This window comes from Oscillospiraceae bacterium, assembly GCA_015067255.1.
Classification (GTDB): Bacteria; Bacillota; Clostridia; order Oscillospirales; family SIG519; genus SIG519.
Genome location: SVMS01000001.1, coordinates 52,946 through 70,379 on the forward strand (window position 1 = coordinate 52,946; position 17,434 = coordinate 70,379).

The window sequence follows — 17,434 nt, forward strand, 5'->3', positions numbered from 1 at the left end:
ATGCCCCGCTATTTCTATCTTATAATCAATGTATAAGCCTTTGTCTTTTCGTCTGCGTTACAGTACAATGTAACAACATCACCAAGCAGACAACAGCTTGTATCAACACTTACCCCGTGTATATGGTTAAATCTCATTTTACCGCTTTTGGATTGAAGCTGTACAATGTTTGGGTTAGTTGCTATAAGTATATCATTAAAAGTTAAGCACATATGCAAGGGCTGTGCGATTGAATAACACCGCCGTTCTGTGCCTTGCATATAGTCGCCGTTGTTTTCGTCATTGTAGATTATTTCTTTCGGTCTTTTCTCTGTTATATAGTCCTTAAATTCAGTTATATTCAGCATATCCATTTTGATTACCTCTTTTCCTCAAATTCTTTTATAAGTTTGTCAAGTGTCGGTCTGCTTATGCCAAGCTCACAGGCAAGAGCCGATTTTGTGATTTCCCTTGATATATAGCGGGCGTAACATTCGGCAAAGTTGCCGACAGTTTTACACTTACCACCTTTGTATTTTCCGCTCCGCTTTGCTATTGCAATACCCTCTCTTTGTCGCTCCAATAGGTTTACACGCTCAAATTCGTTTATTGCTCCTATCATAGTCAACATCAATTTCCCTGTTGGTGTTAATGTATCTATGTTTTCCTTGTTGCTTTTTTGCTATTACTAAATAACTCGAGTTGTTCACTTTCTGATACTCTATATTTTGAAAACCACTATATGACAAAAAGCTTATAATTTCTTTTTTAGAATAAACTTTAACATCCCCCTCATTACTGAATGGAATAAAAATGTTCATCAACTGGCGAACAGGGAAAGGCTTCCAAAAATCAGCCAATAGTATATGACCGTCAGTTTTCAGTACTCTATGGAATTCCTCCATCGCTTTCTGCGGATTAGGATAGTGATGAAAACTATCAGTACACATCAGCAAATCAAATTTACCATGTTCATATGGTAAATGCTCGGCATCCCCAAGAGATAATTCTGCAGTATTCAACAATTTCTCTTTTGACTTTTTTAACATTTCTTCTGAGATATCAATTCCGTATAGCGAAACAGCAGGGTATATGTTTTTAATAGTATTTAAGATTTCACCTGTACCACAGCCCACATCAAGCACATTATCAAACGATATATCTGATAATTTATCTATAATGTGCGGATATAGTGTTCTTGCGTGTGCTCCGTTTTTATCTATATCATATGTTGTTGCCTGCAGATTAAAAGTATCTTTTGACAACTTTTTATTATCGTTCATCTATATAATACCTCTTTCAAATTCAAGTTTATCGAATTGATTGCATTATACCATAAATTATTCAAAATTTCAATATTTCCTGCAATCTTCATGAGTTATAACGATTCTTATAGAATCTTTATGACTCTTTTTCTTTTATATAAGACTCTTTATTAATCATGATTATTATATAAGTATCATGAGTCTTTATCTTAAACATAGAGTTATTAAGATTTAGTTTTAGACCATTTTATAGGTATGATATATTCTGAAAAGATAATTTGAGGTAAGATATTTTACCTTGTGTTTTATAATCCTTTCATACTCCCACGATGAAGCCCCTTGATTAAGAAAATGCCGTAAAATAGCGGTATTACAGGGTTTTTGAAACTCTATCAAAACCGATTTACGACACATTTACGACAAATGAAAAAATGAAGACACCCTATGACCGTAAAAAGTCATAGGGTGTTTTGCTGTAGAGTGTATTTTCTTAAACTCCCAATCTGTCACGAATATCGTTTAACCATTCGCCGTTATACTTGAAATAGCAAGGACCGTGAACGGCATATGTAACATTTGAGAGTTTGGCTGCCAAAGCAGAAAGCGAGTAAGCAGTACCTTCATATTCAACTCTTTTGTTATCAATGACGGTACATTCAATGTCGGTTTCTTGTGTTGCGGTTTTCCAAAATCGCAAAGTTGCCCCAATGGGAATGTTACAAAGTGAGAACGAAAAAGGAACGGCTCGTGCCTTTCTCTCTTCAACTATTTCTTTTGCAACCCCTTCTGCATCTATATCTTCATCGCTAGGCGGAATCAACTTCAATTTGTCGGCACATCCATGAATCTCTGCAATGGCTTCTAAAATAGAATAAGCATCTTCGGGCTTCATAGCATAAAATTCACGGACTCTCTTTTGTCCTTTAAAGTTATCTATGGACCGCAAATTTGGATTTAGTTTATCTATTATGGTGTGAATCTTTAAGTCTGATAATCGGGAATTAACTTCATAGGTTGCATAAACACGAAAAGCAAACGGAATGCATTCACTTCGGTTTAACTGTTGTAATCTATTGTCAATATCGTCTGCATATCCTATCTTCACATAATCGGGAAATGAGGGGTTGGTTAAGATATATATTACACCCTTACTTGATTCCATACTATACTCCTATTCGTCTTGATATTCAAGAACAATGTGAACTTTTACATTCAATTTCTCGTCTGCCTGTATTATTTCGGCAATATGTCCGCCCGTTATTTCATAACCCTCATTTGCAAGAGAATCAATTTTGTCCACTATCCGCTTATGAAGATATCCTATATCATATGCATTTTGAGTTGATACAAGATAACTGTCGTTTTCGTCTTGGTCAAATGTCAATGTGTCTCCGATTGAGCATTGCTTGATTTCAAACTGCATTTTCGGTGTTCCATTATAGACTAACATCGTATCAAATGATAAGGGTGGGAAATTGCTAGTTGTGACCTTTTTGGGTTGCTCTGTTGGGGCAAAGAAGTTTTGGGTGGTTTGTGCAGTTTCTTGTTTGGGTGATGTTTCTACAATATCGGGTGCAGTAACACCGCTTTTGATTTTTGCCACCTTTTTATAGGTTTTACCGACTGAACCGAACAAAATAGCAAGACCAATAAAAATCAAACCTATCGGCAATGTAAACACTCCTGCAATACCCATTATCCAAGCGACTATAATTAGAAATGTGCCTGTGCCTTTATATGTACTTGCAGAAGAACGATACTTGCTAATGTCAATTGCAGGAGATTTCTGTTGAGTTGGTTGTTGTTGGCTTTGATAATTGACAGTTGAATTATTAGACGATGTTTTATGTGGTGTGGAATTAATTACATCATTAAAGCCAACGGTTGTCTTGTTGTAAACTTTGTTGTAGAGTGCTTTTTTGGGGTTGTTGATATAACCCATACCTTTTTGGCCATATAAAGGATTTACCGCCTTGTTTACTGTTCTTTTGAGTTTTCCTGTTGTATGAGCACTAATAGACCTTTTTATGCTCGGCTTCCGCATACCAATTTTCATAACATTCCTCGCAATTTTTACTTTTCTTTATTATACCATAAATCAATCATAATTTCAATGTCTCTTACAATCTTCATAAGTTATAACGATTCTTATAGAATCTTTATGACTCTTTTTCTTTTATATAAGATTCTTTATAAATCTTCATGATTATATAAGCATTATGAGTCTTTATCTTAAACATAGAGTTATTAAGATTTAGTTTTAGACCATTTTATAGGTATGATATATTCTGAAAAGATAATTTGAGGTAAGATATTTTATCTTGCGTTTTATAATCCTTTCATACTTTTCACGATGAAGCCCCTTGATTAGAAAATGCCGTAAAATAGCGGTATTACAGGGCTTTGGAAGAAACCAAAAACCGATTCGCTACAGCTGATACAAACAGAAACTATGATTTTTTTCGTGTTTTTATCTTGCAAAAAAAAACAGAATGTGATATGATTTCAAAAGCAAATAAAAAATAAATTGAAAGAGATGAAAACAATGAAAAAAATCTTAAGCGTATTGTTGATAGTTATGATGCTTCTATCCGTAATTGGCATTATGACCGGTTGTGGCGACGAAACAGCTGCTGATACAAGTTCTGTTGGAGGCACAAGCTCTACTGACACAAATTCTAAAAACGATGTAACTCTTCCTGCAGCATTAGCCAATATTACAAAAATCAATGTACCCAACATTGCTGATACCGGTTGGACTCTTTCCGGAGGTATGATTGACGGAGTTGAAATGGAACAAGAAGACCTTGATAATGTTCGCAATAATTTCGGCGGAACTATGAACTTCTATTTCGTTGACAACACAAAGGTTATGCTATCAAACGGCGATAATGCATTGGAAAGTACATATAAAATCACAGACGAAGTGCTTTATATGGACTTCAATGAATACAAATATCACGCTGTGTTTACTGACATTCAGGGAACTACAGTAATGATTGTTGCAAATGACACAGATCCCAACAGCGCACTATATTTTGTATTAGTTGATGAACACTAATTCATAAACTAAAAAGCAAAAGTGCTGTCTCACTAAAAAAGTGAGGCAGCGCTTATTTTTTTTGTTGCTTATTTTTTTAAAACTTATGTAATATTGCTTGCAAAATCAAAAAAAATATGATATTATAGACTAAACAATAGGGTTATTGCGCCTAAAGTCAGATAATATAATTGGTAATTGGGTACAAAAACCTTTCAATAAATTTTTCGGTCAAGCTTTGATTGATGTCATTTAAGGAGCGAAGTAAATTAATGGAAAGACAAGAAAATAACAACAGGGAATATTATACGATTGACGTATTACATATTATCAAGTCGCTATGGAGAAGAGCTTGGGTTGTTGTTTTGTGTAGCTTTTTGGCAGGTATCATAGGATTTTTGGTGTCTTCATTCGGTATTGCGCCTACCTATTCCTCCTACGTTAAATTATACGTTAACAACAGTTCTTTTTCTCTTGGTAATACCAGCTTTAGCATCAGCTCTTCTGAGCTTATGGCTGCACAGAGCCTTGTAAGGACTTACGGTGAAATTTTGGACAGCCGAAGCACATTTGAGCTTGTTATAAAAGAAGCCGGCGTTGACTATACCTGGAAAGAGCTTGCTGATATGGTTAAATACACACCTTCCAACGATACGGAAATTATGCTGGTAACAGTTACCTGTAATGACCCGTATGAAGCGTGCAAGATTGCTGAAACCATTTCAAAGGTTTTGCCTATCCGAATTTCCGAAATTATAGACGGAGCTTCTATGGAAATTGTTGATTCTGCTTTTGCGGATACCGAAAAGATTGCTCCAAGCATCACTAAGTTTACAGCGGTAGGACTTATACTTGGTTTTCTTATTTCTGTTATTGTGTTGATTATTATAGCTCTTATGGACGATACAATTCACGATGAAGAATATATTCTCAGAACTTACGATTATCCTATACTCGGTAAGGTTCCTGACCTTGTAAATGTTAACGGAAAGTCTTACAGATATTATTCTCAAAGACATCGGAAAACCGAAAATTAAGGAAGGGGGCATTAAAATGGATTTATTTAAAAAAAGACGTAAACATAGAAGCTTTATGTCTGTCAACAACGACATTAAAAAGACGCTTCATAAAAATCTTGCATTTACAGCAACTGAACAGTATAAGCTAATTCGTGCAAATCTTGATTTCACGCTTCCTGAGGATGAAAAATGTCCCGTAATCGGTGTTACAAGCTCAATGAGAGGCGAAGGAAAAAGCACAACTGCAGTAAACCTTGCTTACGTATTTGCAGAAAAAGGCAGTAAAGTACTTCTGATTGACGCCGACCTTCGAATTCCTTCAATTGCAAAAAAGCTTGAAATTGAAAGCACTCCCGGACTTACGGACCTTCTGAGAGGTAAGGGCGCACAAATGTCCGAATTTCAAACACACTTGCTCAGCAACTGGTTTGTTCTTCCGTCGGGTGATATTCCTCCCAATCCTTCCGAGCTTTTGGGTTCAAGCAGAATGGAAAACGTATTAAACCAGCTAAAAGAGGCTTTTGACTATATCATTATTGACCTTCCGCCGGTCAATATCGTATCCGATGCAGTTTCTATTTCAAGTCTTATTTCCGGTATGATTGTCGTTATCCGTGAAGAATACACTGAGAAGAAGGAGCTTGAGCGTTGCTTCAGACAGTTAAAGCTTTCCAATGTGCATGTTCTTGGCTGTGTTATGAACGAAGCTAAGGAAGGCAGCGGTACTTACGGCAGATACAAGAAATACAGATATTACAAAAACTATCGCTACTATCAAAGTGAATCAAAAGGGTCTAAAAATTGATAGATTGGCATAGCCATATTTTACCGGGAATAGATGACGGAAGTCGAAACACATCAGAAAGCGAAGAGCTGATAAATGCGCTTGCGCTGCAAGGGGTATCAACTATAATAGCTACTCCTCACTTTTACGCAAACGATGAAACGGTGGAAGCATTTCTTGAAAGAAGAAACAAGGCTTTTGAAATTTTAAAGGGTGAATTATCCGAAGAAGCTCCCGAGATACTTTTAGGGGCAGAGGTAAGATATTACCGTGGAATAAGCCGCTTGGAAAATCTTAAGGCGCTCAGAATTGAAGGAACTAAGCTTCTTCTTTTAGAGATGCCGATGTCAAGTTGGTCGGAATATATGATTAGAGAGCTTATTGAGTTATCCTCAAAAAGCAGTATTAAAATTATTCTTGCCCACGTTGAAAGATATTTGCATCTTCAAAAGCAAGCCGTATGGGAAAGACTTTTTGAAAACGGTATTTTAATGCAGGTAAACGCAAGCTTTTTTATAACCCTTGCATCAAGGCGAAAAGCAATAGCACTTCTCAATGAAGGAAGCATTCACATTGTGGGCTCTGATTGTCATAATATGAAATCGAGACCGCCTATGATTGACAAAGCCTTTGAAATAATCAAAAGAAAGCTTGGCGGAGATTATATAAAGCAAATTAACGAGTATGGATATTCCCTGCTCGCTATAAAATAATTAATTATTTATCGAAAGGATGAATTTAAAAATGAAAAAAGTATTGGCAAGTTGTTTGATTATCGTAATGTTGGTGAGTATGTGTGTAAGCGTATTCGCTGCACCAAACGGATTTGTTTCCAGCCCTTCCGGAAACGATGCTCCTATTGTTGTGGAATTTAATCCTGCTGATGAAGATTGTACTGCAAGGCTGGTTATTACTCCTTATGCAGATCGTCACGAGTTGACAGGTGCACTTCTTGCAATGTTTGAAAAAGCGTATAACTCAATTGTAAATTCAGAAGATATTTCACTTCTCAACAATGACCTTTTGAAGCTTATTACTGACAAGAAAATTAACGGCAAGAATCTTGCAGTAAGCGATTTGTTTGATATCCATGTTACAGGCTGTGATTATCACGATGAGCATATGGATTTTGACGTTATACTTGATGCTGATACATTAAGTCATTTTGTTGCATTACTCCATATGAACAAAAACAGTGAATGGGAGCTTGTTAAGGATGCAAAAGTAGTAAACAACGGCGAACATTTACAATTTTCCGTTGATTCTTTCTCTCCCTTTGCTGTAGTTGTTGATACAAGTGCAGGCGGTCAGGTATCTCCTCCCACAGGCAGCAACAGCAATATCTATATTTGCGCTGTTGTTATGGCTGTTTGTGCTTTAGCTCTTGTTTTTGTTTTTGTTATAAACAAGAAGAAGGCTTAAGTTTCGGGTATTGGAAAGATGAGCATTAAGAAGAATTATCTTAAATATACAGCCATTGCGCTTGTGATTATTTTTCTTATAGCCGCTGCGTTTTTACTTCTTGAGGTGTGGGAAAAAAATCGAAATAAATTTCCTGTAACAAGCACAGAAGATGGCGTAATTACCTACGACAACGATGACTATATTAAAAAGTCAAATATTGAAACCTTTTTAGTAATTGGCTTGGACAGATATAAGGATGCTACCTCTGCCGAATCTCACGACAACAGTGTTCAAGCAGACTTTCTGATGCTTATAGTCTTTGATAATGACTCTAAGCAAAGCACTGCAATTCACATCAACCGTGATACTATGACAAGGGTAAACAAGCTTTCTGTCGGCGGCGCCTCGGTTGTTGAAACGACTACAAAGCAAATAGCTCTTGCCTACAACAATGTCAACGACAATAACGATAAAATCAGATGCAGAAATACAAAAGATGCGGTTGAATATCTGCTTAAGGATATAAAAATCGACCACTATTTAGCCTTAACTATGGATTCAATTTCTGCAGGCTGTAATCTTGTTGGCGGTGTTGAGGTTACCGTGCTTGACGATTTCAAAGGAATTGATGACACTCTTATTAAGGGTGAAAAGGTTACCCTGACAGGTGAACAGGCACTTACGTACGTGCGTACCCGTTACGGTCTTGAGGACAGCAGTAACAGTACAAGAATGGCACGTCAGCAGCAGTTTATAAATGCGCTGTATAATAAGCTTATTTCTTGTATAAATGCCGATGAAGGCTTTGTTTTAAAACTAATTAACACAATGGACGATTATGCAGTATACGATTCCTCTGACCAAAAAATGATTAAATTTGGCGAGAAATTCAAAGACTACGAATTTCTCGGAATAAGAGAAATTGAAGGCGAATCGAAGCTTGGCGAAGAGTTCATTGAATTTTATCCCAATGATGATTCTTTGTGGGAAATCGTATTAGATTTGTTTTACACAAAGAAACAATAAAAATCTTTAAACGAAGGGAGCTGTTATATAAATGAATGTAAAAGAAGAAAATTTAATAGCGGTTCCCTCTTTAGAGGAAAACCCGAAGCTACATATAGAGAAAAAACCGATATATTCTTTTTTGAAAAGGACCTTTGATATTATCTTTTCTTTGTTTGGACTTCTTTTGCTTATAGTACCGCTTTTGATTGTGGCATTGATTGTAGTTATTGACAGTCCAGGCGCATCTCCGATTTATGCTCAGGAGAGAATCGGAAAGAACGGCCGCAAATTTAAGTTTTATAAATTTCGTTCTATGGTTCCCAATGCAGACAAGATGTTAGAACAGCTTCTTGATAAAAACGAGATGGAAGGTCCTGTTTTTAAAATAAAGGATGACCCGAGAATTACACGCTTCGGTCATTTTATACGTATTACAAGTATAGATGAGCTTCCTCAGCTTTGGAACGTGTTTAAAGGAGATATGAGCCTTGTGGGACCCCGTCCCCCGCTTCCTCGAGAGGTTAAGCAATACACAGAGCATCAGTTCCAAAGATTATCCGTTATCCCCGGTATTACAGGCTATTGGCAAATTCAGCCTAAAAGAAACAGCCTTTCCTTTGATGAATGGCTGGCATTAGATTTGAAATACATATCCGAAAGAAGCCTTTGGACAGACTTAAAGATACTTTTTGGAACTGTTAGGGCTGTACTCGGATTGGAGGGAGAATAGTGCCCCAAAAAAAAGACAAAAAAATCAAAATTGCAATGCTTGGGCACAAAAGAATCCCTTCCCGTGAGGGCGGTGTTGAAATCGTTGTGAGTGAGCTTGCAACGAGAATGGTAAAATCAGATTTTGATGTAACCTGTTTTAACAGAAAAGGGCACCACGTCAGCGGTGCAGACTTTGATAAAACACAAACAGATGAATATTGCGGTGTAAAGCTCAAGAGTGTATGGACTCTTGATAAAAAAGGTTTGGCAGCGATGACTGCCTCTTTTTCAGGTGCTATACGTGCTGCCTTCGGAAAATATGATGTTGTTCATTTTCACGCAGAAGGGCCTTGCGCTATGCTATGGCTTCCCAAACTGTTTGGAAAAAAATGTATAGCAACTGTCCACGGGCTTGACCACCAGAGAGCTAAGTGGGGAAAATTTGCCTCGTGGTATATACTCACAGGAGAAAAATGCGCTGTTCGTTTTGCTGATGATATTATAGTCCTCAGTGAAAACGTAAAGAATTATTTTAAAGAAAACTATAACCGTGAAACAGTTTTTATTCCCAACGGAGTGCTTCCTGCAGAGCCGAAAGAGGCGCAGGAAATTACAAAGCTGTACGGAATTGATAAAGATGAATACATTCTCTTTTTGGGAAGACTTGTTCCTGAAAAGGGTGTTAAATATTTAATAGAAGCATATAAAAAGCTTGATACAGACAAAAAGCTTGTTATTGCCGGCGGAACATCTGACAGCGGAGAATATCCGGAAGAGTTAGTCAAGCTTGCCGACGGTGATTCAAGAATAATTTTTACAGGCTTTATTCAGGGCAGAGTTCTTGAAGAACTTTACAGTAATGCCTACATATATGTATTACCTTCCGATTTGGAGGGTATGCCGCTTAGCTTGCTTGAAGCGATGAGCTACGGAAATTGCTGTCTTACGTCAGATATTCCCGAATGTGCAAGCGTTATGGGCGAATATGGAATTACCTTTAAAAAGTCAGACGTGCAGGAGCTTAAAGAAAAGCTTCAATATCTCTGCGACAATCCGCAAGCTGTTGCTCTGTTCAAGGAGCAAGCTTCTGACTATATTTGTAACAGATATAATTGGGACGACGTAACCAAAGAGACTTTGAAGCTATACGGAGCAGACGAAGCTGTTGCTCCCATAGAGGAGAAAGAATATGAAGGTATTGCTGATAAATAAGTTTTTGCACCCAAACGGCGGTTCTGAAACATATATATTTAAGCTTGGAGATTATTTGCTTTCTCAAGGACATGAGGTTCAATACTTTGGTATGGAACACGAGGGCAGAATAGTCGGAAACCACGTTGAAGCCTACACTTCCGATATGGATTTTCACAATGGCTCCAAGCTTTCAAAGCTTACTTATCCGATAAAAACAATATATTCATCGCAAGCACGCAAAAAAATCCGTTTAGTGCTTGATGATTTTCAACCGGACGTTTGTCATCTCAACAATTTCAATTATCAGCTTACACCCAGTATAATTCTTGAAATTCGAAAATGGGAAAAACAAACCGGGCATAAATGTAAGATTTTATATACGGCACATGATTATCAGCTTGTATGTCCCAATCATATGTGCCACAATCCACAGACCCACGAGAACTGCGAAAAATGTTTGCAGGGAAGCTTTTTAAGCTGTACCAAGGGCAAGTGTATTCATAATTCCTTTGCTAAAAGCCTGATAGGAACCGCAGAAGCGACCTTTTGGAAGGCGCTTGGAGTGTATAAAAAGCTGGATACCGTTATTTGCTGTTCTGATTTTATGAAAACTAAAATTGACACAAATCCTGTTTTTGCAAACAAAAGCGTCGCTATGCACAATTTTATTGACCCTGTCTCCAAAACTGATGTCAATAAAAAAGATTATGTTTTATATTTCGGCCGTTATTCTCAGGAAAAAGGAATTAAAACACTTCTTAAGGTTGCAAAAGAACTTCCTGAAATACAGTTTGTTTTTGCAGGCGGCGGTCCATTGGAAAATGAAATTGCCGAAATTCCCAATATAAAAAATGTCGGCTTTAAAAGCGGTGAAGAGCTATTTTCTATTATAAGAGAGGCTTGTTTTACTGTTTATCCTTCGGAATGGTATGAAAATTGCCCCTTTTCCGTTATGGAAAGTCAGATGTACGGCACTCCCGTTATCGGTGCAAACATCGGAGGAATTCCGGAACTTATATCCACATCCGGACAAGAAACGGGCGAGCTTTTTGAAAGCGGAAATGCACAGGAGCTGAAAGAGAAAATAAAAGCTCTGTGGGAAGATAAATCAAGATTGGAGAAATACTCCCTTAACTGTCAAAAGATTCAGTTTGCATCCCTGTCCGAATATTGTACTGAGCTACTTAAACTATATAAAGGAAAGTGCAAGTAATGAAAAAACATATAATCTTATGCGACTGCGTTTCGGATGAAGTCGAATCTTTGTGCGATGCACTTAGTTCTTCCGATAAAAAATTTGAAATATGCTCTCATATTGCCAATTGGAAAAGAACAGGTAAAATGAGCGAGCTTCGTCGCTACGGAAAATATTTTGCCGTTGCTTTAAAATATTTTATGGGCAGAAAAAAATATGATACCATAATCGGTTGGCAACAATTTTATGTTTTGATATTTTGCTTTTTCTGCTCTGTCTTTCACGTAAAAAAACAAAATAAATTGATTGCACTTAATTTTACATATAAAGAAAAAAACGGCAAGGCAAAGAAAATATATCGATGGTTTATGGGTAAATGTCTGGAAACAGGATACATTGATTATCTTTGTGTGCTCTCTCAGAATTATGCAAAAATAATAAGTGAAGAATTTAATTTACCCCTTGAAAAAATAATAATCTTACCCTTTGGCATCAATGACCCTTATGAAAATTTTTCAAAGCTTGCAGCTCCCTCTGAGGCTCCCGAAAACGGATATGTTTTGGCAATCGGAAGGTCAAACCGTGACTATGATTTTTTGATTTCTGCTTGGGAAAAAATAGAGTATCCTTTAGTAATTATTGCTGATACATATAAAGGAAGCAACAGAGGAAATCCAAATGTTCATATTCTTCGTAACGTTGCAGGCGAAGCTTCTTACCCTTGGATAGCAAACTGTGATGCTATGGTTCTCCCTATTGATGACGGAACTATTTGTTCAGGAGATACTGTTTTGCTTACTGCTCTTGCGATGAAGAAAAAGGTGCTTATAACTGCACCGAGCACTTTATCTGAGATGTATATTGTTGATTTTCAAAACGGTCTTTGTGTCGAAAAGGACAAATCTAAATTTGAAGTTCTCGTAAAAGAAATGCTTTTTTCTGATAAATACGATTATTTACAAGATAATGCACGTGAAAGCTATCTTACCAATTATTCAAGAATGAGTATGGGGAAACGTATAAAAGAAAAAATATAATTTCTAATTATAAAATAGTAAGGTGAAATTATGGCTAAAAAACTTAACGGCACAGTAATTGTAACCTATCGCTGTAATGCAAAATGCACTATGTGCAACAGATATAAAGTTCCATCACTGCCCGAAGAGGAAATTTCTATTGAAACTATTAAAAAGCTTCCTGAAATGTATTTCACCAATATAACCGGTGGCGAACCGTTTATACGTGAAGACCTTAAAGAAATAGTGCGAGAGCTTTACAAAAAAAGTGAACGTATTGTAATTTCAACCAACGGCTTCTTTACTGAAAGAATAGTTGATTTATGTAAAGAATTTCCGCAAGTGGGAATTCGCATTTCAATTGAAGGCTTAGAGCAAACCAATAATGAAATCAGAGGTCTTGAGGACGGCTTTAACAGAGGCTATACAACCCTTAAAACCCTTGTTGATATGGGTATGAAGGACGTAGGCTTCGGTATGACGGTACAGGATAAAAATGCACCTGACCTTGTTGCACTTTATGATATATCCGATGAGCTTGGTATGGAATTTGCCACTGCCTCGCTTCACAATAGCTTCTATTTTGTTGAAGCAAACAATATCATTCATGACAGAATGATGGTTGCACAACATTTTGAAGACCTTATAAATCGCCTTTTAGAGTCAAACAGTCCTAAAAAGTGGTTTAGAGCTTACTTTAATCACGGACTTATAAATTACATTTTCAGCCAGAAAAGATTACTCCCCTGCGATATGAGCTTTGATACTTTCTTTATTGACCCCTACGGCGATGTTATGCCTTGTAACGGAACTAAAGAAAAAGAGGTAATGGGCAATCTGAATAAGCAGAGCTGGGAGGAATTATGGAACAGCGCAGAAGCGGAAGAGGTTCGCAAAAAGGTACGTTGCTGTGACAGAAACTGCTGGATGATAGGCTCAGTTTCCCCCGCTATGCATAAATATATTCATAAGCCTATGCTTTGGGTTATCAAGCATAAGTTTTTGTTCTTTTTCAAGAAAAAGAAGTACTCTATGTATGAAAATAAAATCGTACGTGATTTTCGTGACGGTAAGGTGAGCAAGGAATATTTAGACACCTGCTCTACCTGTGAAAATTGCGGCAATAAGTGTTAACCGTTAAACTTCAAATAGGACTATCTTTATAATGATGGGGGTCGGCTATGAAAGGTGTTTGTCTGAAATATACGCAGAATAATTACGGCAGTAAGCTACAGGCACTGGCCACCGTTAAAATCTTTGAAGAATTCGGTCTTGATTATGAAATAATTGAGTATAATAAAAAAACAATTCGTTTTATTCTAAAAACACTTCCACGATTTTTTAATTTTATTTTTTTAAATGATAGATATGACCAGTTTCAACGTATTATTGAATATAAGCGCCACCCCGAAGTTGAAAAACAAATAAATATACGGCAAAAAGCGTTTTGGTCTTTTGATGAGCCCTTTAACAGCCACCTTTCCGAAAAATACGGCAGCTATGAGGAGCTTAAAAGCAAATGCAAAGAAAAATATGACTGTGTCATCACCTGCAGTGACCAGCTATGGTCCCCCGCTGCATTGGGCTCAGGCTTTTATAACCTTATGTTTGTACCTGAAGAGGTTACTAAAATTTCTTGGGCATCAAGCTTTGGAGTAAGTAAAATTCCTTGGTATCAGGTAGGCAGAACTAAAAAGTATTTAAACCGAATTGAACATATCAGTATGCGTGAAAACCGAGGTGCCGAAATCGTTGAAGAGCTTACCGGCAGACAAGTCCCTGTTTTAATGGACCCTGTATTTGTTTTTGATAAAGATAAATGGAATGAGCTTATTCCTTATGAAAAAAGTGAATTCGGCGATTACATATTTTGTTACTTTTTGGGCTCTAATCCCCAACACCGTGCTATCGCAAAGGCGCTTGCCGAAAAAACGGGTATGAAAATCGTAACCTTACGCCATCTTGACCGTTATGTAAAGCAGGATGAAGAGTTTGGCGATTATGCGCCCTATGATGTTACGCCGAAAAGGTTTTTAAATATTTTAAGAAATGCAGCCTATATATGTACAGACTCATTTCACGGTACTGCATTTTCAGTTATTTTTGAAAAGAAATTTGTGGTGTTTGACCGCTACAGCGACACATCTGCAAATTCTAAAAATTCACGGATAAGCTCTGTTTGTGATATACTCGGACTTAATGACAGGCGGTATTCAAATCAGTTTGATATAGCAGAAGTTATGCAACGTGATATTGATTATAATAAAGTGTCCCAAAAAATTTCACAATATCGTGAAAATACAATTTCATACTTAAAAAAAGCGTTTGAAATTGAGTAAACAATTAAAATAATTACTCGGGGGGTTGTGTGTGAGTCTTATCAGCGTAATTATTCCCGTATATAATGTTGAAAAATATCTTTACAGATGTGTTGAAAGCATTAAAAATCAGACATATGCCAATCTCGAAATAATACTTGTTGATGATGGCTCTCCGGATAATTGCCCGCAAATGTGTGATGAATTGGCATCTGAAGACAAACGAATTAAAGTTATCCATAAAGACAACGGCGGTCAGGGGCTGGCACGTAATTCAGGGCTTGAAATTGCCACAGGAGAATATGTCACTTTTGTAGATTCTGATGACTGGATTGCAGACACTCACATAGCAAATCTGTATTCAGCTATTACAGAAAACAGCGCAGATGTCGTGATTGGCTCACATTCCGTGGCAACCGATACGGAAAATATCACACCTCAACAAATTCGTATAGAGCAAAAGGTATATAGCGGAAAAGAAGTTGAAGAAGAAATCTTATTGTCTGTTATAGGTCCTGATGTAAGCTTTCCTAAGGATGTACAAATCGAATCGGCGGTTTGGGGGAAACTATACCGCAGAAGCATTATCGCAGAAAACAATATAAAATTTCCCAGCGAAAGAATTGCAGTTGGCGAGGATATGTTTTTTAATGCTTTGTGCATAAATTTTTCGAAACGGGTAGTAGCTATAAATGAAGTGGGCTATAATTATTTTGAAAATTTAAAGTCCACCACCCGAAAGTATAATCCTTTGCGATATGAAAGAACAATAAATTTTTACACTAACACTTGCGACCTTGTAAAAAAATGCGGTCTTGAAGATAAAATATCTCACCGCGCAGAAAGAACCTTTTTGCTTAAACTGCGCACGGCAGTAAAGCTTGTTGTAATGTCGGATATGACTCGTAAGCAAAAATTCAGCGAAATCAGACGTTATCTTAACAATGAGACGGTAGCGGCTGTGTTAGCAAATTACCCCATTGACACTTTTGTTCCTGCAATAAAATTGCTTGCAAAATTTATGAGGTCGAAAAATGCAGCAGGTGTTTATTATTTGATAAAATTCCGTGAAGCTGCTAAAGGTCAAAAGCTCTTAAAACAAAGTTTAAAAATTATAGGGATTGGAAAATAGTTTTTTAAAAAATTAAGAAGCGAAAGAAAGATATGTTAGAAAATCAATTCAAATTAATTAAAATAAAAAAAAGAACTCTGCAAGAATGGTTTGTGCTTATATTTTTTATGATGCCGCTAATTCTGGCATTTTTGACCGAGTTTTTGGGACTGACATCCTCTGTGCGTTACTTGATGGATGTAATTCTGATTTGTCTGGGTGTTCTGTTATATTTCAGAAAACAGATTACAATACCTCAAAAACTAAAGCCATTGTTCTTGTTGGTAATAGTCTTTTTTGTTTATTCCCTTATTATGTACTTTTTTAATTACCAATCAATATTTTATTTTTTATGGGGAACACGCAATACCTTTAGGTTTTATCTTGCTTTTTTGATATTTGTTTCTTATGTTTCACAAGCTGAAGCGGAAACATGGCTTAAATTTTTGGATATTATTTTCTGGATAAATTTAGCCATTACAATTTATCAGTTTGCGGTTTTGAAGGTTCATCAGGACTTGCTTGGCGGTATTTTCGGCGTCAATGCCTCTGCAAACGGTTATATGCTTGTGTTCTTCTGTATTGTTATCGGCAGGTCTTTACTTAAGACTTTTGACGGTAATGAAAGCTATGTCTACTGTGCTTTAAAGTGTGCAGCATCTCTTGTGATTGCGGCAATGGCCGAAATGAAGTTTTATTATTTTGCTTTTGTTTTGATATTAGTGGTAGCCGCCTGTCTGACGAGATTTACAAAAGAAAAAATCGTTTTCTTGATTTTGGCTTTTGTAATAGTGGTTGCGGCTGCATCTCTGCTGACTTTCTGGTATTCTGAATTTGATAACTTCTTTTCCTTGGAAACTCTTTTTGAGCTTGCCACAAAGGAAAATTATTCGTCTGAAAACGACATAAACCGTTTGTCTGCAATATCTGTTATGATGGACAAATATATCGTTGAACCGGGACAACAGATTTTTGGTAAAGGGCTTGGCAATTGCGATGGATCTGATGTTTCAATATTTAATTCACCGTTTTATCAAAACTATTCTTTCTTGCATTACAGTTGGTTTGCCTTTGTAATGATTTTTCTTGAAACCGGATTTGTTGGTCTTGGTCTGTTTTTGGCATTCTTTGTCTTATGTGCTGTTTATTCACGCAAACAACTCAAAAACAATACAGGTAACAGACTGTTTTGTCAACTCGGAATACTTATGGCAATATTGAGCATAGTTATTGCATTTTATAATGCATCACTCAGAATAGAAGCAGGTTATATGGTATATTTTGCTTTAGCGTTACCGTTCATGATAAATACTGAAGATGAAAATTCTCAAAACATTTCCACAGATTAATAATGATAAATATCGGCTTCAACATAAATAAAGTTTTCAGC

The 17,434-nt window shown here is 36.7% G+C and carries 18 protein-coding genes and 1 pseudogene; 14 read left to right on the forward strand and 5 right to left on the reverse strand.

Going from position 1 to position 17,434, the window contains the following annotated elements; translation table 11 throughout:
• Window positions 1-14: 14 nt before the first annotated feature.
• The 5 genes and pseudogenes from E7480_00290 to E7480_00310 all read right to left on the reverse strand — a co-directional run bounded on the left by E7480_00290 (window position 15) and on the right by E7480_00310 (window position 3,300).
• Complete coding sequence (locus tag E7480_00290) at window positions 15-353, reverse strand: hypothetical protein (GenBank protein ID MBE6903033.1); 339 nt, start codon at window positions 351-353, stop codon at window positions 15-17.
• Between the two features lie 5 nt (window positions 354-358).
• Complete coding sequence (locus tag E7480_00295) at window positions 359-610, reverse strand: hypothetical protein (protein MBE6903034.1); 252 nt, start codon at window positions 608-610, stop codon at window positions 359-361.
• A complete protein-coding gene (locus E7480_00300) occupies window positions 576-1,262 on the reverse strand; it encodes a class I SAM-dependent methyltransferase (GenBank protein ID MBE6903035.1) in 687 nt (228 codons plus the stop codon). Before E7480_00300 ends, E7480_00295 begins: the two co-directional genes overlap by 35 nt.
• 472 nt (window positions 1,263-1,734) lie before the next feature.
• Window positions 1,735-2,406: a GIY-YIG nuclease family protein gene (locus E7480_00305; GenBank protein ID MBE6903036.1), complete on the reverse strand. Its 672-nt coding sequence runs from the start codon at window positions 2,404-2,406 to the stop codon at window positions 1,735-1,737.
• 702 nt (window positions 2,407-3,108) lie between these two features.
• A pseudogene (locus E7480_00310) lies at window positions 3,109-3,300 on the reverse strand (hypothetical protein).
• A 489-nt stretch (window positions 3,301-3,789) separates the two neighbouring features.
• Here E7480_00310 and E7480_00315 point away from each other — a divergent pair.
• The 14 genes from E7480_00315 (at window position 3,790) to E7480_00380 (ending at window position 17,393) form a co-directional block, all read left to right on the forward strand.
• Window positions 3,790-4,305, forward strand: a complete 516-nt coding sequence (locus E7480_00315; protein MBE6903037.1) for a hypothetical protein — start codon at window positions 3,790-3,792, stop codon at window positions 4,303-4,305.
• A gap of 224 nt (window positions 4,306-4,529) precedes the next feature.
• On the forward strand, window positions 4,530-5,321 hold the full coding sequence (locus tag E7480_00320; protein ID MBE6903038.1) for a hypothetical protein: 792 nt from the start codon (window positions 4,530-4,532) through the stop codon (window positions 5,319-5,321).
• Window positions 5,263-6,108: a CpsD/CapB family tyrosine-protein kinase gene (locus tag E7480_00325; protein MBE6903039.1), complete on the forward strand. Its 846-nt coding sequence runs from the start codon at window positions 5,263-5,265 to the stop codon at window positions 6,106-6,108. Before E7480_00320 ends, E7480_00325 begins: the two co-directional genes overlap by 59 nt.
• Window positions 6,105-6,800 carry a capsular polysaccharide biosynthesis protein gene (locus E7480_00330; protein ID MBE6903040.1) on the forward strand — a complete coding sequence of 232 codons (696 nt, stop codon included), beginning with the start codon at window positions 6,105-6,107 and terminating at the stop codon, window positions 6,798-6,800. The genes E7480_00325 and E7480_00330 overlap by 4 nt, the downstream gene beginning before the upstream one ends.
• Before the next feature lie 31 nt (window positions 6,801-6,831).
• Entirely contained in the window at window positions 6,832-7,509 is a 678-nt protein-coding gene (locus E7480_00335; GenBank protein ID MBE6903041.1) for a hypothetical protein, read from the forward strand.
• Window positions 7,510-7,527: 18 nt separating this feature from the next.
• On the forward strand, window positions 7,528-8,517 hold the full coding sequence (locus E7480_00340; GenBank protein ID MBE6903042.1) for a hypothetical protein: 990 nt from the start codon (window positions 7,528-7,530) through the stop codon (window positions 8,515-8,517).
• A 31-nt stretch (window positions 8,518-8,548) separates the two neighbouring features.
• Window positions 8,549-9,229, forward strand: coding sequence for a sugar transferase (locus E7480_00345; GenBank protein ID MBE6903043.1), 681 nt, complete (start codon window positions 8,549-8,551; stop codon window positions 9,227-9,229).
• Window positions 9,230-9,264: 35 nt separating this feature from the next.
• Window positions 9,265-10,422, forward strand: coding sequence for a glycosyltransferase family 4 protein (locus tag E7480_00350; GenBank protein MBE6903044.1), 1,158 nt, complete (start codon window positions 9,265-9,267; stop codon window positions 10,420-10,422).
• Entirely contained in the window at window positions 10,400-11,617 is a 1,218-nt protein-coding gene (locus tag E7480_00355; GenBank protein ID MBE6903045.1) for a glycosyltransferase family 4 protein, read from the forward strand. The genes E7480_00350 and E7480_00355 overlap by 23 nt, the downstream gene beginning before the upstream one ends.
• A complete protein-coding gene (locus E7480_00360) occupies window positions 11,617-12,636 on the forward strand; it encodes a glycosyltransferase family 4 protein (GenBank protein MBE6903046.1) in 1,020 nt (339 codons plus the stop codon). The genes E7480_00355 and E7480_00360 overlap by 1 nt, the downstream gene beginning before the upstream one ends.
• A gap of 30 nt (window positions 12,637-12,666) precedes the next feature.
• Window positions 12,667-13,749: a radical SAM protein gene (locus E7480_00365; GenBank protein ID MBE6903047.1), complete on the forward strand. Its 1,083-nt coding sequence runs from the start codon at window positions 12,667-12,669 to the stop codon at window positions 13,747-13,749.
• 47 nt (window positions 13,750-13,796) lie between these two features.
• On the forward strand, window positions 13,797-14,954 hold the full coding sequence (locus E7480_00370; protein ID MBE6903048.1) for a polysaccharide pyruvyl transferase family protein: 1,158 nt from the start codon (window positions 13,797-13,799) through the stop codon (window positions 14,952-14,954).
• 25 nt (window positions 14,955-14,979) lie between these two features.
• Window positions 14,980-16,065 (forward strand): glycosyltransferase family 2 protein, encoded by a 1,086-nt coding sequence (locus tag E7480_00375; protein MBE6903049.1) that lies wholly within the window; start codon window positions 14,980-14,982, stop codon window positions 16,063-16,065.
• Between the two features lie 425 nt (window positions 16,066-16,490).
• A complete protein-coding gene (locus tag E7480_00380) occupies window positions 16,491-17,393 on the forward strand; it encodes a hypothetical protein (protein MBE6903050.1) in 903 nt (300 codons plus the stop codon).
• Window positions 17,394-17,434 lie beyond the last annotated feature (41 nt).